We start from the raw sequence: 16,116 nt of genomic DNA on the forward strand, positions 1-16,116 counted from the left end.
TGCAGATGGCTTCGATTATCAAGAACCGCGCAGTGACCGACGACGCATGGCAGGTCGTGCGCGCGGCGGAAGACGGTGCGCTGCCCGCGGTCGACGCATTGCCGGCCGGCAAGGTGCTGGTGCCGTTCGCGTTGTGGCAGGCCGAGCGCGCAGCGCTCGTCGCCGCGAAGACGAAAGACGAACTCGGCGTGTGGCTCGCGCCGGACAGCGAGCCGGCCGATCTCGCCGCCGATTTCGGTGCGATTTCGCTGATCGCCGTCGATTTCCCGCGTTTCGCGGATGGCCGCGGCTACAGCATCGGCCGCCTGCTGCGCGAGCGTTACGGCTGGACGGGCGAACTGCGCGCGATCGGCGACGTGCTGCGCGATCAACTGCTGTACATGTCGCGTTGCGGCTTCGACGCGTTCGCGGTGCGTGCCGACAAGGACATCCACGACGCGCTGAATGCCTTCACGGAATTCACGCAGCGTTACCAGGGCGCGTTCGACGAGCCGGCGCCGCTGTTTCGCCGCCGTGCGGCCGCGGCTGACGCGAAGGTGAGCGCATGAGCACCGCGACCGCCACCGCGCTGACGCCGGAGCTCGCCGCGAAGGTCGAGCGTCTCGACGCGCTGCTCGCGCAGATCGGCGCACGTCACGAGAAGGTGAAGTTCGCGAGCAGCCTCGCGGCGGAAGACATGCTGCTGACGCACGCGATCCTGTCGAAAGGCGTGTCGATCGGCATCTTCTCGCTGAACACGGGCCGCCTGCACGCGGAAACGCTCGGCATGATCGACCGCGTGCGCGAGCGCTACGGCTACGAGATCGAGCAGTTCCATCCGCAGCAGGACGCGGTCGATCAATATGTTGCCGAGCACGGGCTGAACGCGTTCTACGAGAGCGTCGAGCTGCGCAAGTCGTGCTGCCACATCCGCAAGGTCGAGCCGCTGAACCGCGCGCTGGCCGACGTCGGCGCATGGGTCACGGGCCAGCGCCGCGAGCAGTCGGTCACGCGTGCCGAGCTGCACGAGGAAGAGCAGGACGAAGCGCGCGGGATCGCGAAGTACAATCCGCTCGCCGACTGGACGGAAGCCGACGTCTGGGCGTACCTCGAGGCATTCGACGTGCCGGTGAATCCGCTGCACGCGCGCGGCTACCCGAGCATCGGTTGCGAGCCGTGTACGCGCGCGATCCGCCCCGGCGAGGACAGCCGGGCGGGCCGCTGGTGGTGGGAGTCGCGCGACACGAAGGAATGCGGGCTGCACATCACGATCACGCCGATTCCCGCGACTGCCGAAGCCGGCGCCGCGCACTGAATACCCTACAAGAAACTGAATATTGGGCCGGCCGCGACAGCGGTCGGCACGAACCCAGAAGAGAAGGACTGAAATCATGAGCACGACGCTCGAGCAATCCGCCTTTGCCCCGCCCACCGGCGCCGACAGCCGCATGGGCCACCTCGACTGGCTCGAAGCCGAGTCGATCCACATCCTGCGCGAACTGGTCGCCGAGTGCAGCAAGCCGGCGCTGTTGTTCTCGGGCGGCAAGGATTCGGTCGTCGTGCTGCACCTCGCACTGAAGGCGTTCGGCCTCGGCGCGAACCGCAAGACGACGCTGCCGTTCCCGCTCGTGCACATCGATACGGGCCACAACTACGAGGAAGTGATCGACTTCCGCGACCGCCGCGCGCAAGAGCTCGGCGCCGAGCTGGTCGTCGGCCACGTCGAGGATTCGATCAAGCGCGGCACGGTCGTGCTGCGCCGCGAAACCGATTCGCGCAACGCCGCGCAGGCCGTCACGCTGCTCGAGACGATCGAACAGTACGGCTACACCGCGCTGATCGGCGGCGCGCGCCGCGACGAAGAGAAGGCGCGCGCGAAGGAGCGCATCTTCTCGTTCCGCGACGAATTCGGCCAGTGGGACCCGAAGGCGCAGCGCCCGGAACTGTGGAGCCTGTACAACGCGCGTCTGCACAAGGGCGAACACCTGCGCGTGTTCCCGATCTCGAACTGGACCGAACTCGACGTGTGGCAGTACATCGCGCGCGAGAACCTCGAGCTGCCGTCGATCTACTACGCGCACGAGCGCGAGATCGTGCGCCGCAACGGGCTGCTCGTGCCGGTCACGCCGCTCACGCCGATGCGCGAGGGCGAGACGAGCGAGCTTGCGCAGGTGCGCTTCCGCACGGTCGGCGACATCAGCTGCACGTGCCCGGTCGAGAGCGACGCGGACGACGTGGAAAAGATCATCGCCGAGACGGCGGTGACCGAGATCACCGAGCGCGGCGCGACCCGGATGGACGATCAGGCATCCGAAGCCGCGATGGAACAGCGCAAGAAGCAAGGTTATTTCTGAAGCACACGAGGACATTCACATCATGAGCATCATCGAAAATCACGAAGACCTCGGCGTGCTGCGCTTCATTACCGCAGGCAGCGTCGACGACGGCAAGAGCACGCTGATCGGCCGCCTGCTGTACGACAGCAAGGCCGTGCTGTCCGACCAGCTGTCCGCGCTGTCGCGCGCGAAGAACAAGCGCACGGTCGGCGACGAGCTCGACCTCGCGCTGCTGACCGACGGCCTCGAAGCCGAGCGCGAGCAGGGCATCACGATCGACGTCGCATACCGCTACTTCGCGACCGCGAAGCGCAAGTTCATCATTGCCGACACGCCGGGCCACGAGCAGTACACGCGCAACATGGTGACGGGCGCGTCGACCGCGCACGCGGCGATCATCCTGGTCGACGCGACGCGCGTGACGGTCGAGAACGGCGTTGCGGAACTGCTGCCGCAGACCAAGCGCCACAGCGCGATCGTCAAGCTGCTCGCGCTGCAGCACGTGATCGTCGCGATCAACAAGATGGACCTCGTCGACTACAGCGAAGCGCGCTTCAACGAAATCCGCGACGCGTACGTCACGCTCGCGAAGCAGCTCGGCCTGAACGACGTGCGCTTCGTGCCGGTGTCGGCGCTGAAGGGCGACAACATCGTCGGCGCGAGCGAGCGCATGCCTTGGTACGCGGGCGAGCCGCTGCTCGACGTGCTCGAATCGCTGCCGGTCGAGACGCAGGCGCATGACGCGCTGCGCTTCCCGGTGCAGTGGGTCGCGCGCCAGGACGGCAGCTCGGCTGATGATTTCCGCGGCTACATGGGCCGCATCGAGTCGGGCGAGGTGAAGGTCGGCGACGAGATCGTCGTGCTGCCGTCGAACCGCACCGCGACGGTCGCCGAGATCGTCGCGCCGGTGACGGGCGGCACCGCATCGGTCGCGCAAGCGTTCGCGGGCCAGACGGTGACGATCCGTCTCGCGGAAGATGTCGACGTGTCGCGCGGCGACATGTTCGTCACGACCGCCGAGCCCGTCGAGCCGGCCAAGAAGCTCGAGGCCGACCTGTGCTGGTTCGACGAAACGCCGCTGTCGCCGCAACGCAAGTACCTGCTGAAGCAGACCACGAGCACGGTGTTCGCGAAGATCGGCGCGGTCAAGCAGGTGCTCGACGTGCACACGCTGTCGCACGCGACCGACCGTCACGACCTGAAGATGAACGACATCGGCCGCGTCGCGCTGACGCTGCAGAAGCCGATCGTCTGCGACACGTACGATGCGCATCCGGGCACGGGCGCGTTCGTGCTGATCGACGAGGCGACGCACCACACGGTCGCCGCGGGCATGATCCGCGCGTTTTCGGCGTAATCCGGTCAACTGCGCGGCGGCGCGTGGCGCCGCCGTCCGCAGGACAAGCGAAGCGACAAACATGGGCAAGGTGTATCTGATCGGAGCAGGGCCGGGCGCGGCGGACCTCATCACGGTGCGCGGCGCGCGGCTGCTCGGCAAGGCCGACGTCGTGCTGCACGACGCGCTCGTCGAGCCCGCGATGCTCGACTACGCGCCGAACGCGCGCCGGATCGCGGTCGGCAAGCGCTGCGGGCAGCGCTCCACGGCGCAGCACTTCATCAACAAGCAGATCGTCGATGCGGCGCGCGAGCACGCGTGCGTCGTGCGGCTGAAGGGCGGCGACCCGATGCTGTTCGGCCGCGCGGAAGAGGAAATGCGCGCGCTCGAGGCGGCCGGTATCGACTACGAGGTCGTGCCGGGCATCACGGCGGCGCTGGCCGGCGCGGCGACGCTGAAGCGCTCGCTGACGTTGCGCGGCGTGTCGCGCAGCGTCGCGTTCGCGACGCACAGCCGCGCGCCGGGCAGCGACGAGATCCGCGAAGCCGCGCGCGCCGATTCGATCGTCTACTACATGGGCCGCGACAGCGCGCCCGGCATCGCGCAGGAACTGATCGACGCCGGCCGTGCGCCGGCGACGCCGGTGGCGATCGTCGAGGCGTGCAGCACCGCGCGCGAACGCTCGCTGACATTGACGCTCGCGCAGATGGCGGCGGGCGACGCGCAGGCGTGGCTCGATCCGGCGGAACCGAGCCTGTTGATGATCGGCGACGCGTTCGCCGAGCGCGCAGCACAGGCGAAGGCGGGCGATTCGTTGCGGGATGCTGCCTGAGCGGGGCTCGACCGTCGTTCGAAAAAAAAGCGCTGGCGGAAGCCAGCGCTTTTTTCATTTGGGGACGCCGTTTCGCTTATGCGTCGCCGCCGATCTGGTCGATGCAATAACGCGCGATCGCGTCGAGCACGCCGTCGTCTTCGCCGACGGCCGTGGCACAGCGGATCTCGACGCCGGGATGCGCGGCGCGGCACGCGTCGACGAGCTGCGGCAGGTCGCGGCGCACATGGCCGCCCTGGCCGAAGAACACGGGCACCACGGTGATGCGCGCGCAGCCGGCGGCAACCTGCGCGGCGACGGCTTCACCGAGCGACGGCGTCATCAATTCGAGGAACGCGAGCGACACGTGCGATGCGGGGGAGGCGGCACCGCGCAGCCGCGCGGCGAGCCGCTCGAACGGCTCGGCCCAGCGCGGGTCGCGGGCGCCGTGGCCGAACAGGACGATGCCGTGCGAATGCATGTCGAAACCTCCGTCGTGACGCGGCGCTCAGTGCCGGTCGACCCACTTCAGCGCGAACAGGCCGAGCGCGAGATAGATGAGGCCCGGCGTCGCGGCCGTCAGCGGCGCGGGCCACGTGTTCAGCGTGCCGATGTGCGAGAACAGCGTGTTGAGCAGCTGGAAGCTCATGCCGAGCATGATGCCGCCGAACACCTTCACGCCGACCACGCCCGCGCGCGTGTGCAGATACGCGAACGGCAGCGACAGCACGAGCATCACGAACACCGCGAACGGATACAGCAGCTTGCGCCACAGCGCGATGTCGTAGCGCTGCGTGTCCTGCTGGTTTTCTCGCAAGTGCTGGATGTAGCGGAACAGGTTGAAGATTGACATGCGTTCCGGCGACACGAGCAGCACCGACAGGATCTGCGGCGTCAGGTCCGAGCGCAGCCGGTATTCGGGCAGCGATACCTGCTGCGACCGGTACACGGGGTTCAGCGCGTCGGGCGGCTGGCCGCTGATCGGCTTGATCGGCGTCAGTTCGGTCTCGGTGACGCCCTTCAGCAGCCAGTGGCCGGGCGGCTCGTAGCGGCCCGTCTGCGCGATCCGCACGTTCTGCAGCTGGAATTTCGAGTCGAACTCGTAGATGCGCACGTTGCTGATCGTCGAGTCGGGCGACAGGCTGCCGACGTTGACGAAGCGCGTGACCTGCTCGCCGTTTTCGCGGGCCGCGAGCGTGTCCTTCACCCACACGCCCGACTGGAAGTTCGACGACACCGACGCGCCGAGCGCCTGCAGCCGCACGCGTTCGGACAGCTGGTCGGCGTACGGGCCGACGAATTCGCCGATCAGGTAGGTGATGATCACGAGCGGCACGCCGATCTTCAGCAGCGAGCGCAACGCCTGGTTGGTCGCGAGGCCCGACACGCGGAAGATCGTGAATTCGGAGTTCGCGGCCATCTGCGCGAACACGTAGATCGCGCTGATCAGCGCGGCGACCGGAATGATCTCGTAGAAGCGCGACGGCGTTTGCAGCGCGACGCGCAGCACCGCGTAGCCGAACTTGTAGTTGCCGTGTCCGACCGAGTTCAGTTCGCTGATCAGGTCGAAGAAGAAGAACAGGCCCGAGAACGCGAACAGGATGAAGACGAACGTGACGTAGATCTGTCGCGCGAAGTACTTTTCATAGAGCCGCATCGATCATGCTCCCGAGCGGCCGAACAGCGCGCGTGTAAACAGCGGACGATTGCGCACGCGCAACCAGAAGATGAACGCGACGATCGCCGCGACCACCAGGTGCAGGCCGACGAGGCCGACGCCGAACGACATCTTGCCCTGCTCGATCTGCGCCTGCACGACGTTCAGCAGGTTCGAGTACGTCAGGTAGATCAGCACGGCCATCACGAGGTTGATCGTGCGGCTGCGGCGCGGGTTCTGGTAGGACAGCGGAATGCCGAGCACCATCAGGTTGATCGCGATCAGCGGCAGCCCCGCGCGCCACGCGAATTCCGCGAGGTTGTCGCGCGTCGGGTTGCGCAGCAGGTCGGGTGTCGGCGTGCTGTTGGTGGTCGGCACGTTGGTGACCGGCGTGCTCGTGATCTTCACGCCGTAGCGCTCGAACTCCATGATCTTGAAGTTCGGCTGGCCCGGCGTGCCGTCGTAGCGGCGGCCGTCTTCCAGGACGACAAAACGGCTGCCGTCCCGCGTCTCGGTGTGCCCCGTCTGCGACACGACGACGTTGACCTTGCCGTTCTCGGTCGACGTCACGAATACGTTCTGCACCTTGCTCTGGTCGGGCGTCATCTTCTCGATGAAGAACACGCGGTGGTTCGCGGCCGATTCGCGGAACTGGCCCGGCGCGAGCAGCGAAATTTCGTCGCGCTGCTGGAAGCGCGCCTTGATCATCTTGCTTTGCTGGTTCGACCACGGCCAGCCGACGAACGCGAAGAAGGCGATCAGCAGGATGATCGGCGTGGCGAACACGCCGATCGGCTTGATGAGGCGCGTGAGGCTCACGCCCGACGCGAGCCACACCACCATTTCGGAGTCCCGGTACCACCGGGTCAGCACGAACAGGATCGATACGAACAGCGTGACGACGAGCATCACGGCGAGGTAGCCGATCACGGTCAGGCCGATCAGCACGAGCACGTCCCGCGGATCGATTTCACCGGACGCGGCGTAGCCGACGATGCGGATCATCATCGTCGTGAGCATGATCGTGAGCAGCACCATGAACACGGCGCCAGCCGTATACGCAAGCTCGCGCTGGAGGGAGCGTTCGAAGATCATTCTTGATGAGAAGAGGGCGGGAGGCTGCGCACGCGTGGTGGAGCGCTCGCGCCGCCACGGGAAAAATAGCGGATAATTGCGGCTTTCATCCTTAGCCCAGATTTTATCCGAGGACAAGCGCGATGGACTTTAGCATAAAAGGCTGTGATTGGAGCAAAGGCGAGGCCAAGGGGTTCCTGACCGGGAAATCCGACTGCATCGTGCTCGGCATCTTCGAGGCGCAGACGCTTTCGGGCGCGGCGCTCGACATCGACACGGCCACAAAGGGACTGATTTCGCGCGTGGTGAAGGCCGGCGACATGGACGGCAAGCGCGGCAAGACGCTGTTCCTGCACGAAGTATCGGGCATCGGCGCGTCGCGCGTGCTGCTCGTCGGCCTCGGCAAGCAGGACGCTTTCAACCAGAAAGCCTATAACGACGCCGTTACGGCCGCCTGGCGCGCGCTGCTGGCGACCAAGGTCGTCCAGGTCACGTTCACGCTCGCGCAGCTGCCGGTCGACGAGCGCAGCTCCGACTGGGGCGTGCGCGCGGCGATTCTCGCGCTGCGCAACGAGACCTACCGCTTCACGCAGATGAAGAGCAAGCCGGAACCGGCGTCGCACACGCTCAAGCGCGTCGTGTTCAGCGTCGATCCGTCCGACGAAAAGGCCGCGAAGGTCGCGGTCAAGCAGGCCGTCGCGCTCGCGAACGGGATGGATCTCACCCGCGATCTCGGCAACCTGCCCGGCAACGTCTGCACGCCGACCTACCTCGGCAACACCGCGAAGAAGATCGCGAAGGATTGGGGCCTGAAGGCTGAAGTCCTCGGGCTCAAGCAGATCCAGGCGCTGAAGATGGGCTCGTTCCTGTCGGTCGCACGCGCGTCGGTCGAGCCGCCGCAATTCATCGTGCTGCACTACCAGGGCGCCGCCGCGAAGGCCGCGCCGGTCGTGCTGGTCGGCAAGGGCATCACGTTCGACACGGGCGGCATCTCGCTGAAGCCGGGCGAGGGCATGGACGAGATGAAGTACGACATGTGCGGTGCCGGCTCCGTGCTCGGCACGATCCGCGCGGTCGCCGAGATGGGCCTGAAGATCAACGTCGTCGCGATCGTGCCCACCTGCGAGAACATGCCGGGCGGCAACGCGACGAAGCCGGGCGACATCGTCACCAGCATGAAGGGCCTGACGATCGAGGTGCTGAACACCGACGCCGAAGGCCGCCTGATCCTGTGCGACGCGCTCACGTATGCCGAGCGCTTCAAGCCGGCTGCCGTGATCGACGTCGCGACGCTGACGGGCGCATGCGTGATCGCGCTGGGCGGCCACAACAGCGGCCTGTTCTCGACCAACGACGCGCTCGCGGGCGAACTGCTCGACGCGTCGCGCGAAGCGAACGACCCGGCGTGGCGCATGCCGCTCGACGACGAGTACCAGGACCAGCTGAAGTCGAATTTCGCGGATCTCGCGAACATCGGCGGGCGTCCGGCCGGCGCCGTGACGGCCGCGTGCTTCCTGTCGCGCTTCACCGAGAGCTATCCGTGGGCCCACCTCGACATCGCGGGCACCGCATGGAAGGGCGGCGCCGCGAAGGGTGCGACGGGGCGTCCGGTGCCGTTGCTCGCGCAGTTCCTGATCGACCGCGCCGGCCAATGATGGCGGTGCTGACGACGATGCGGGTACGCGGGCAATGACGCGGATCGATTTCCACTCGAACGTCGGCGATTCGCTCGCGTACGCGTGCCGGCTGCTGCGCAAGGCCTACCAGGCCGGGCAGCCGGTCGTCGTGCTCGCCGAGCCCGCGCGCCTGCGCGCGCTCGACGAGCGGCTCTGGACGTTCTCGCCGCTCGATTTCATCCCGCATTGCGGCGTCGACAGCGAGCACGCAGCCGGCACGCCGATCGTGCTGGCCGCCGATCTCGACCGCGCGCCGCATCATCACGTGCTGCTGAACCTCGGTGCGGCCGTACCCGCGCAGTTCGCCCGCTTCGAGCGCCTGCTCGAGGTGGTCGGCAACGCGCCGGACGAGCTGGCCGCGGGCCGCGACCGCTACCGCTTCTATCGCGACCGCGGATACGCGCTGAACAATTACAAGCAGGGCAGCTAGCCGCAACCGTCGACGGAGTGTTCCCGTGACACAAGCCGATTCATCCTCGATCCCGACGCTCACCGACGTGCTGGTGCCGGGCAAGCCGGTGCCGGCGCGCTCGCCCGCGCCCGATGCGCGTCTGTCGCACGATAGCCCGGCGATTCCGGTACTGACCGACGTGGTCGAGCCGGACACGTCCGCGAAACATGTAGCCGACCCCGAATCCGTCGTGATCGAACCGGTGCCGACGCCGCATGTGCCGGCGGTCGAGTTGCCGGGCGACGTGGCGGCGGCTGCCGCGGCGGCGATGGGCGAGACCGATGCGCCGGCCGAGCCCGGCGCTGCCGGGCACGTGGTGGCTGAAGATGCGGCGGCGATGAATGCGCCGCTGCTGTCGTCGCTGGCCGGCGGCGACCTGCCGCAGCACGCGTTCGCCGCGGTTGCGCACGAAGCGCTCGGGCAACCAGCCGAAACGGCGATGCCGGAGGCGGTCGTGGCGGCCACAGCGCCGCAAGCGGCTGCAGGGCTGACGCCGGAAGATGCGCAACACATTGCCGAGCGCCTGCGCAATCGTCTGACGAACTATCTGACCGGAGAAGGGCGCGAGGCCATCGAGGCCCGCTGCCGCGACGCGCTGCACGAGCATTCGGCCTGGCTCGTCGGGCAGATTACGCGCGAGGTGGCGCTGGCGCTCGAAACCGAGGTGATGGACTGGGTGCGCGACGCGGTCGATGAAGAGATCGCGCGGCGCCGTACCGGCCATTCAGGCTGAACGGACGGTCGTTTCGGCGACAGAAAACGGGGTGCGGTTCGAGCAGGCGCCGGCAATGCTGCCGGCGCGGTGCCGGTCAGCCGATGCAGGCCCGCCAGCCGGCGGCGCCGGGCACAATAACGGCGATCCCCGTCCGGGGTGTCCGGTTCAGTGCAGCGACAACACCCATTGCGCGAGCGTATGGGCTTCGGCGCTCGTCAGTTGCGTATTTGCGGGCATCGGCACGCTGCCCCATACCCCGACGTTGCCTTTCACGATCGACTGGGCCAGGTAATCGACGGCGTCGCCGCGCGCCGCATACTTGCCGGCGATGTCGCGGAACGACGGACCCATCAGCGGCTTGCTGACCGCGTGGCAGGCCATGCAGTTCTTGCGCTGCGCAAGCGCGAGCCCGTCGGCCTGGTCGGCGCGCGCGGCCGCCGCGCCGCCGGCCAGCAGCGTCACGAGCAGCGCGCGCAATATCGTCTGTTTCATGCGGTTCTCCGCCGGCGGGGACGGCCGGCTTCATGGTCCGCGCATTATAAAAGCAAAGGGAAAGCGCGTTTTGCGCGTTCCCCCGGCGGCCATTTTTATCGGGGTCGCATGCTGTGACGAAACGTCGTCAACCCGTGACCGCGCCCTTGTTCGCCGGGCGGGCGAGCGCCGCGAACTTCGCGAGCACGCCGCGCGTGTAGCGCGGCGCCGGCTGTTGCCACGCGGCGCGGCGGCGCGCGAGCTCGGCATCGTCGACGTTCAGTTGCAGCAGCAGCCGGTGCGCATCGATCGTGATCGAGTCGCCTTCCTGCACGAGCGCGATCGTGCCCCCGACGAACGCTTCAGGTGCGACGTGGCCGACCACCATGCCCCAGGTGCCGCCCGAGAAGCGGCCGTCGGTGATAAAGCCGACCGATTCGCCGAGCCCCTTGCCGATGATCGCGGACGTCGGCGCGAGCATTTCCGGCATGCCGGGGCCGCCTTGCGGGCCGAGATAGCGCAGCACGAGTATGTCGCCCGCGCGGATCCGGTCGCCGAGGATCGCATCCATCGCACTCTGCTCGTCGTCGAATACGCGCGCCGGGCCCGTGATCACCGGGTTCTTCAGGCCGGTGATCTTCGCGACCGCGCCGTCTTCGGCGAGATTGCCCTTCAGGATCGCCAGGTGGCCTTCCTTGTACAGCGCGCGATCGATCGGGAAGATCACGTCCTGGTCCGCGCGCGGCACGCCCGGCACGTCCTTCAGTTCCTCGGCGATCGTGCGGCCGGTGATCGTCATGCAGTCGCCGTGCAGCAGCCCCGCATCGAGCAGGATCTTCAGCACCTGCGGAATTCCGCCGGCCTTGTGCAGGTCGGTCGCGACGTAGCGGCCCGACGGCTTCAGGTCGCAGATCACGGGCACGCGCTTGCGGATGCGCTCGAAATCGTCGATCGACCACTCGACCTCGGCCGCGTGCGCGATCGCGAGATAGTGCAGCACCGCATTGGTCGAGCCGCCCGTCGCCATGATGACCGACACCGCGTTCTCGATCGCTTCCTTCGTGATGATGTCGCGCGGCTTCAGGTCGCGCTTCACGGCCTCGACGAGCACGCGCGCCGATTCGGCGGCCGAATCGACCTTCTCCTGGTCGGGATTCGCCATCGTCGACGAATACAGCAGCGACATCCCGAGCGCCTCGAACGACGAGCTCATCGTGTTCGCGGTGTACATGCCGCCGCACGAGCCCGACGTGGGGCACGCGTTCTGCTCGACCCCGTCGAAATCCTCCTGCGACATCCGGCCCGCGGTGAATTCGCCGACGGCCTCGAACGACGACACGATCGTCAGGTCGCGGCCCTTCCAGTGGCCGGGGCGGATCGTGCCGCCGTACACATAGATGCCCGGCACGTTCAGGCGCGCGAGCGCGATCATGCCGCCGGGCATGTTCTTGTCGCAGCCGCCGACGACCACCACGCCGTCCATCCACTGGCCCTGCACGCAGGTTTCGATGCAGTCGGCGATCACCTCGCGCGACACGAGCGAGTACTTCATGCCTTCGGTGCCCATCGACATGCCGTCCGAAATCGTTGGCGTGCCGAAGATCTGCGGGTTCGCGCCGGACGCCTTCACGGCCTCGACGGCCGCGTCCGACAGGCGCTGCAGGCCGGAATTGCAGGGCGTGATCGTCGAGTGGCCGTTGGCGATGCCGACCATCGGTTTGTCGAAATCCTCCTTCTGGTAGCCGAGTGCGTAATACATCGAGCGGTTCGGCGAACGGGCCACGCCTTGCGTGATGTGCTTCGAGCGACGGTTGTACGACATGGGGGACTCCATCGTTGTCTGGGCAACGCCCGTGAGCGGCGTGCCGGGTTGGATCAAACAAGAATGGAGTTTCCGGATTGGGATGTCCAATATATTATTTGTCGCTTATTAAGTCGTTTCGCGAATGAGTGACGCATGGCAGATCCGACGCCCGACCTGCGCCAGTGGCGCTATTTCGCAACCGTTGCCGACGAGCGCCATTTCGGCCGTGCGGCCGAACGCCTGTCGATGACGCAGCCGCCGCTGTCGCAGGCGATCCGCGCGCTCGAGGATGCGCTCGGCGTCGCGCTGTTCGTCCGTACGAAACGGTCGGTGGCGCTGACGGCGGTCGGCGCGGCGCTGTTGCCCGACGTGCGCCGGCTGCTTGCGTCGGCCGATGCGCTGCCGCCGCTCGCGCGGCGGCTTGCGCGCGGCGAGGCCGGCTCGTTGTCGCTCGCGTTCGTGTCGACCGCCGATTACGGGCTGCTGCCGTCGCTGCTGCGTGCGTTCGGCGCGCGCTATCCGCAGGTGCGCCTGCAGCTCGCCGAGGCGACGAGCGACGTGCAGATCGACGAGCTCGTCGCCGGCCGCATCGACGCGGGGCTCGTCATTCCGCCCGTACCGCCGCGTCATGCGGCCGGGCTGTCGTACCTGAGCGTCGTGCGCGAGCCGCTGGTGGTCGCGATGCCGGCGGCGGCATCGGACGCGCCCGAGGACGAGCCCGTGCGTCTCGCCGATGTCGCCGCGCTGCCGCTCGTGATCTTTCCGCGTCGTTTGGCGCCCGGCTTTTATGACATCATTACGGGCTGCTACGGCGCGGCGGGGGAAACTCCGCGCATCGGCCAGGAGGCGATCCAGATGCAGACGATCGTCAGCCTCGTGTCGGCCGGCATGGGCGTCGCACTGGTGCCGCAATCGCTGCGTAACCTGCGGCGCACCGGCGTGGTCTACCGGCCGCTCGCCGGTCAAGCGCCGGTCGTCGAGACGGGCCTCGTGTGGCGCACGGGCGACGTGAGCCCCGTGCTCGCCGGTTTCATCGACGTGGTGCGCGCGCAGGGCGTTGCGCCGTGACGTGAACGATGGCGCGCCGGCGCCGTCCAAAGCGCGGTGCTGCGCGTTTGCGACGGCCGTACCGCATTCGAAAACTTCTTCGCTAACCCATGATCATTCACCCGAATTTCGACCCCGTTGCGATCCATCTCGGGCCGCTGGCCGTGCGCTGGTACGGCCTCATGTATCTCGTCGGCTTCATCGCGGCGATCGTCGTCGGCCGAATCCGCCTGAAACTGCCGCACGTCGCGGCGCAGGGCTGGACCGCGAAGGACATCGACGACATGATGTTCTACGGCGTGCTCGGCACGGTGCTCGGCGGCCGCCTCGGCTACGTGCTGTTCTACAAGGCCGATTTCTATTTCTCGCATCCGCTCGACGTGTTCAAGGTGTGGGAGGGCGGCATGTCGTTTCACGGCGGCTTTCTCGGCGTGACGCTCGCGATGATGCTGTTCGCATGGCAGCGCAAGCGTCATTGGCTGCAAGTCACCGATTTCGTCGCGCCGATGGTGCCGACGGGGCTGGCGGCCGGACGGCTCGGCAATTTCATCAACGGCGAGCTGTGGGGCCGCGTGACCGATCCGGGCGCACCGTGGGCGATGCTGTTCCCGGGCGCGATGCGCGACGATGCGGCATGGCTGCCGAAGCATCCGGAGCTCGTCGAGAAGTGGCATCTCGCCGACGTGTTCATGCAATACCAGATGCTGCCGCGCCATCCTTCGCAGCTCTACGAAATTGCGCTCGAAGGCATCGCGCTGTTCTTCACGCTGTTCTTCTTCTCGCGCAAGTCGCGGCCGATGGGCGCTGTGTCAGCACTGTTCCTGATCGGCTACGGCCTCGCGCGCTTCACGGTCGAGTTCGCGCGTGAACCCGACGATTTCCTCGGCCTGCTCGCGCTCGGCCTGTCGATGGGGCAGTGGCTGTCGCTGCCGATGATCCTCGCGGGCGTTGCGCTGATGGTGTGGGCGTATCGCCGCCGCGCGACGAACGCGAATGCGGCTGCATGATGCGATGCCGATGCGCGCGCATCGGCAACACGCAAGCAAATGAAAAACGCCGGCCCGAGGGCCGGCGTTTTCGTATTCGACTGCCGCGCGATGCGCGTTACTTCATCTGCACCGAACCGTTGACCGTGACCGACACGGTGGCCTTGCCGCCTTCGACGGCGATCGGCGCGCTCATCTTCGCGCTGTCCATCGGCGCCGCGGCCATCGCCATCATGCGCGTGTACGGCTGCACGTTGCGGCCGCTGCCGACGTTCACGTCGCGGATCGTGTAGCTGCTGTAGCCGAATGCTTTCGCCGCTTCGTCCGCGCGCGCGCGGAACGACTTGATCGCCTCGGTGGTGAGCTTCTGCTCGGCCGTGCGCTGTGCTTCGGGCGACAGCGAGAACTCGACGTTGGCAACCTGCATCAGGTTCGACAACTGGCCCGCCAGCTTCGATGCCGCGGCGAAATCGCGCGATTCGAGCGCGACCTCGGTGCGGCCGCGCCATGCGGAGATCTTCCCGTCGCGATCGGTGCTCGGATACACGGAGAACGCACCCGTGTGCGCGGTGACGCCCGATACGCCCTTCGCCTGCGACAGTGCCGCATCGGCGCGCTGGTTCAACGCGGACGTCAGGCTGCCCGGGTCCTTTGCCTGTTGCTCGTAGAACAGCGTGATGTGGATGATGTCCTGCGGCACGTCGGCGCTGGCCTGCGACGAAAGCGACAGTACGCCGGCCGGCTCCGGAAAGTGCGGGTTTGCAGTCTGCGCGTGCGCGGCGGGCGACGCAAGCGTCAGCGCGACGGGAACGGCGGCGGCGAGTGCAAGCGACAGCGCGAGTGCGGATTTCTTGGTCATTGTTGGACTCCTTGTGCGAGGGCGCACACGCGGATCACGCGTGCGCGACGCGGGCGTACCGCGCGACAAAAAAACGACAGCCGGCCCGATCGGCCGACAGCGGTTGCTTAGGCCACGTGAAAGACCCTTGAGTTCCGTGCGTGCGGCGCCTGCTGACCAGATTTGACCTTTGGCGCGTGCTTACTTCATCAGCTTTTCGGTGATGAACCGCCATTCGGCGCGCGTCACGGGCGTGATCGACAGCCGGTTGCCGCGTGCGAGCACGCGCATGTCGGCGAGTTCGTCGTGTTCGCGCAGTGCGGCGAGCGGCACGAGCGGCGCCTTTTTCACGAAGCGCACGTCGACGAGCAGCCAGCGCGGCGTTTCCTGCGTCGATTTCGGGTCGTAATAGGGGCTTTTCGGATCGAACTGCGTGGGATCGGGGTAGGGCGTAGACGATACTTCGGCGAGGCCCGCGATGCCCGGCTCGGGGCAGCTCGAGTGATAGAACAGCACGCCGTCGCCGATCTTCATCGTGTCGCGCATGAAATTGCGCGCCTGATAGTTCCGCACGCCAGTCCACGGCAGCGAGCGCTGCGGTGCGTTGGCGAGATCGTCGATGCTTGCTTCGTCCGGTTCGGACTTCATCAGCCAGTATTGCATGGATCGTGATCGACGCAGAAAGAGGCTGCTACAAAAGGAAACGGCATCGGGACGTGCCCGATGCCGTTGGATAGGCCCCCGCCTTGGCCGCTAGGCCGGCATCCTGAACCTGAGGTTCAGAATTGGTCGCAGTTAGCAGCACTTCGGGTACATCAGACAGAGTGACGCGCGCGCCCGTGCTACAAATTTCCGCAACCGTGCACATGGCATTGGTTCAAGGAATATATGACCTTGGCGAACCAGGCAGGGAAGCTGACTGAACTGTATTTCGA

The 16,116-nt window shown here is 66.9% G+C and carries 17 protein-coding genes and 1 other RNA gene; 10 read left to right on the forward strand and 8 right to left on the reverse strand.

Annotation, left to right across the window (positions count from 1 at the left end):
* Positions 1 to 5 precede the first annotated feature (5 nt).
* The 5 genes from BBJ41_RS16420 (at position 6) to cobA (ending at position 4,483) form a co-directional block, all read left to right on the forward strand.
* Entirely contained in the window at positions 6 to 548 is a 543-nt protein-coding gene (locus BBJ41_RS16420; RefSeq protein ID WP_069747277.1) for a DUF934 domain-containing protein, read from the forward strand.
* Positions 545 to 1,294 carry a phosphoadenylyl-sulfate reductase gene (locus BBJ41_RS16425; protein WP_069747278.1) on the forward strand — a complete coding sequence of 250 codons (750 nt, stop codon included), beginning with the start codon at positions 545 to 547 and terminating at the stop codon, positions 1,292 to 1,294. Before BBJ41_RS16420 ends, BBJ41_RS16425 begins: the two co-directional genes overlap by 4 nt.
* 76 nt (positions 1,295 to 1,370) lie before the next feature.
* Positions 1,371 to 2,333, forward strand: a complete 963-nt coding sequence (gene cysD, locus BBJ41_RS16430) for a sulfate adenylyltransferase subunit CysD (RefSeq protein ID WP_069747279.1) — start codon at positions 1,371 to 1,373, stop codon at positions 2,331 to 2,333.
* Between the two features lie 22 nt (positions 2,334 to 2,355).
* A complete protein-coding gene (locus BBJ41_RS16435) occupies positions 2,356 to 3,672 on the forward strand; it encodes a sulfate adenylyltransferase subunit 1 (protein WP_069747280.1) in 1,317 nt (438 codons plus the stop codon).
* Positions 3,673 to 3,733: 61 nt separating this feature from the next.
* Positions 3,734 to 4,483 (forward strand): uroporphyrinogen-III C-methyltransferase, encoded by a 750-nt coding sequence (gene cobA / locus BBJ41_RS16440; protein WP_069747281.1) that lies wholly within the window; start codon positions 3,734 to 3,736, stop codon positions 4,481 to 4,483.
* 76 nt (positions 4,484 to 4,559) lie between these two features.
* On the opposite strand, the gene BBJ41_RS16445 is transcribed toward cobA, so the two are convergent.
* The 3 genes from BBJ41_RS16445 to lptF are packed head-to-tail and all read right to left on the reverse strand — an operon-like array spanning position 4,560 to position 7,214.
* Positions 4,560 to 4,943 carry a sirohydrochlorin chelatase gene (locus tag BBJ41_RS16445; RefSeq protein WP_069747282.1) on the reverse strand — a complete coding sequence of 128 codons (384 nt, stop codon included), beginning with the start codon at positions 4,941 to 4,943 and terminating at the stop codon, positions 4,560 to 4,562.
* 27 nt (positions 4,944 to 4,970) lie between these two features.
* Positions 4,971 to 6,119 carry an LPS export ABC transporter permease LptG gene (gene lptG, locus BBJ41_RS16450; protein WP_069747283.1) on the reverse strand — a complete coding sequence of 383 codons (1,149 nt, stop codon included), beginning with the start codon at positions 6,117 to 6,119 and terminating at the stop codon, positions 4,971 to 4,973.
* A gap of 3 nt (positions 6,120 to 6,122) precedes the next feature.
* Positions 6,123 to 7,214, reverse strand: coding sequence for an LPS export ABC transporter permease LptF (lptF, locus tag BBJ41_RS16455; RefSeq protein WP_069747284.1), 1,092 nt, complete (start codon positions 7,212 to 7,214; stop codon positions 6,123 to 6,125).
* 122 nt (positions 7,215 to 7,336) lie between these two features.
* Here lptF and BBJ41_RS16460 point away from each other — a divergent pair, with 122 nt between their 5' ends.
* The 3 genes from BBJ41_RS16460 to BBJ41_RS16470 are packed head-to-tail and all read left to right on the forward strand — an operon-like array spanning position 7,337 to position 10,053.
* The gene (locus tag BBJ41_RS16460; RefSeq protein WP_069747285.1) at positions 7,337 to 8,848 is read left to right on the forward strand and encodes a leucyl aminopeptidase; all 1,512 of its coding nucleotides are present in this window, start codon (positions 7,337 to 7,339) and stop codon (positions 8,846 to 8,848) included.
* A gap of 34 nt (positions 8,849 to 8,882) precedes the next feature.
* A complete protein-coding gene (locus BBJ41_RS16465) occupies positions 8,883 to 9,299 on the forward strand; it encodes a DNA polymerase III subunit chi (protein WP_021160787.1) in 417 nt (138 codons plus the stop codon).
* A 25-nt stretch (positions 9,300 to 9,324) separates the two neighbouring features.
* Positions 9,325 to 10,053, forward strand: a complete 729-nt coding sequence (locus BBJ41_RS16470) for a DUF2486 family protein (RefSeq protein ID WP_069747286.1) — start codon at positions 9,325 to 9,327, stop codon at positions 10,051 to 10,053.
* Positions 10,054 to 10,200: 147 nt separating this feature from the next.
* On the opposite strand, the gene BBJ41_RS16475 is transcribed toward BBJ41_RS16470, so the two are convergent.
* Together BBJ41_RS16475 and ilvD are read right to left on the reverse strand one after the other, a co-directional pair.
* On the reverse strand, positions 10,201 to 10,527 hold the full coding sequence (locus tag BBJ41_RS16475) for a c-type cytochrome (protein ID WP_069747287.1): 327 nt from the start codon (positions 10,525 to 10,527) through the stop codon (positions 10,201 to 10,203).
* A gap of 127 nt (positions 10,528 to 10,654) precedes the next feature.
* Complete coding sequence (ilvD, locus tag BBJ41_RS16480; protein ID WP_069747288.1) at positions 10,655 to 12,328, reverse strand: dihydroxy-acid dehydratase; 1,674 nt, start codon at positions 12,326 to 12,328, stop codon at positions 10,655 to 10,657.
* 135 nt (positions 12,329 to 12,463) lie between these two features.
* Here ilvD and BBJ41_RS16485 point away from each other — a divergent pair, with 135 nt between their 5' ends.
* Entirely contained in the window at positions 12,464 to 13,378 is a 915-nt protein-coding gene (locus BBJ41_RS16485) for a LysR family transcriptional regulator (RefSeq protein ID WP_069747289.1), read from the forward strand.
* Positions 13,379 to 13,467: 89 nt separating this feature from the next.
* On the forward strand, positions 13,468 to 14,364 hold the full coding sequence (gene lgt / locus BBJ41_RS16490) for a prolipoprotein diacylglyceryl transferase (RefSeq protein ID WP_069747290.1): 897 nt from the start codon (positions 13,468 to 13,470) through the stop codon (positions 14,362 to 14,364).
* A gap of 97 nt (positions 14,365 to 14,461) precedes the next feature.
* Here lgt and BBJ41_RS16495 read toward each other — a convergent pair whose 3' ends face one another.
* From BBJ41_RS16495 to ssrS, 3 genes are all read right to left on the reverse strand, one after another.
* Positions 14,462 to 15,202 (reverse strand): SIMPL domain-containing protein, encoded by a 741-nt coding sequence (locus tag BBJ41_RS16495; protein WP_069747291.1) that lies wholly within the window; start codon positions 15,200 to 15,202, stop codon positions 14,462 to 14,464.
* 180 nt (positions 15,203 to 15,382) lie between these two features.
* A complete protein-coding gene (locus BBJ41_RS16500) occupies positions 15,383 to 15,844 on the reverse strand; it encodes an EVE domain-containing protein (protein ID WP_069747292.1) in 462 nt (153 codons plus the stop codon).
* A 71-nt stretch (positions 15,845 to 15,915) separates the two neighbouring features.
* Positions 15,916 to 16,097: non-coding RNA, 6S RNA (ssrS, locus tag BBJ41_RS16505), on the reverse strand.
* Between the last annotated feature and the right edge of the window lie 19 nt (positions 16,098 to 16,116).

It is taken from the genome of Burkholderia stabilis (genome assembly GCF_001742165.1).
Taxonomy (GTDB): Bacteria; Pseudomonadota; Gammaproteobacteria; order Burkholderiales; family Burkholderiaceae; genus Burkholderia; species Burkholderia stabilis.

Coding starts and splice junctions, on each gene's coding strand:
- BBJ41_RS16420 (WP_069747277.1), top strand. CDS start 6: ATGGCTTCGATTATCAAGAACCGCGCAGTGACCGACGACGCATGGCAG.
- BBJ41_RS16425 (WP_069747278.1), top strand. CDS start 545: ATGAGCACCGCGACCGCCACCGCGCTGACGCCGGAGCTCGCCGCGAAG.
- cysD (WP_069747279.1), top strand. CDS start 1,371: ATGAGCACGACGCTCGAGCAATCCGCCTTTGCCCCGCCCACCGGCGCC.
- BBJ41_RS16435 (WP_069747280.1), top strand. CDS start 2,356: ATGAGCATCATCGAAAATCACGAAGACCTCGGCGTGCTGCGCTTCATT.
- cobA (WP_069747281.1), top strand. CDS start 3,734: ATGGGCAAGGTGTATCTGATCGGAGCAGGGCCGGGCGCGGCGGACCTC.
- BBJ41_RS16445 (WP_069747282.1), bottom strand. CDS start 4,943: ATGCATTCGCACGGCATCGTCCTGTTCGGCCACGGCGCCCGCGACCCG.
- lptG (WP_069747283.1), bottom strand. CDS start 6,119: ATGCGGCTCTATGAAAAGTACTTCGCGCGACAGATCTACGTCACGTTC.
- lptF (WP_069747284.1), bottom strand. CDS start 7,214: ATGATCTTCGAACGCTCCCTCCAGCGCGAGCTTGCGTATACGGCTGGC.
- BBJ41_RS16460 (WP_069747285.1), top strand. CDS start 7,337: ATGGACTTTAGCATAAAAGGCTGTGATTGGAGCAAAGGCGAGGCCAAG.
- BBJ41_RS16465 (WP_021160787.1), top strand. CDS start 8,883: ATGACGCGGATCGATTTCCACTCGAACGTCGGCGATTCGCTCGCGTAC.
- BBJ41_RS16475 (WP_069747287.1), bottom strand. CDS start 10,527: ATGAAACAGACGATATTGCGCGCGCTGCTCGTGACGCTGCTGGCCGGC.
- ilvD (WP_069747288.1), bottom strand. CDS start 12,328: ATGTCGTACAACCGTCGCTCGAAGCACATCACGCAAGGCGTGGCCCGT.
- BBJ41_RS16485 (WP_069747289.1), top strand. CDS start 12,464: ATGGCAGATCCGACGCCCGACCTGCGCCAGTGGCGCTATTTCGCAACC.
- lgt (WP_069747290.1), top strand. CDS start 13,468: ATGATCATTCACCCGAATTTCGACCCCGTTGCGATCCATCTCGGGCCG.
- BBJ41_RS16495 (WP_069747291.1), bottom strand. CDS start 15,202: ATGACCAAGAAATCCGCACTCGCGCTGTCGCTTGCACTCGCCGCCGCC.
- BBJ41_RS16500 (WP_069747292.1), bottom strand. CDS start 15,844: ATGCAATACTGGCTGATGAAGTCCGAACCGGACGAAGCAAGCATCGAC.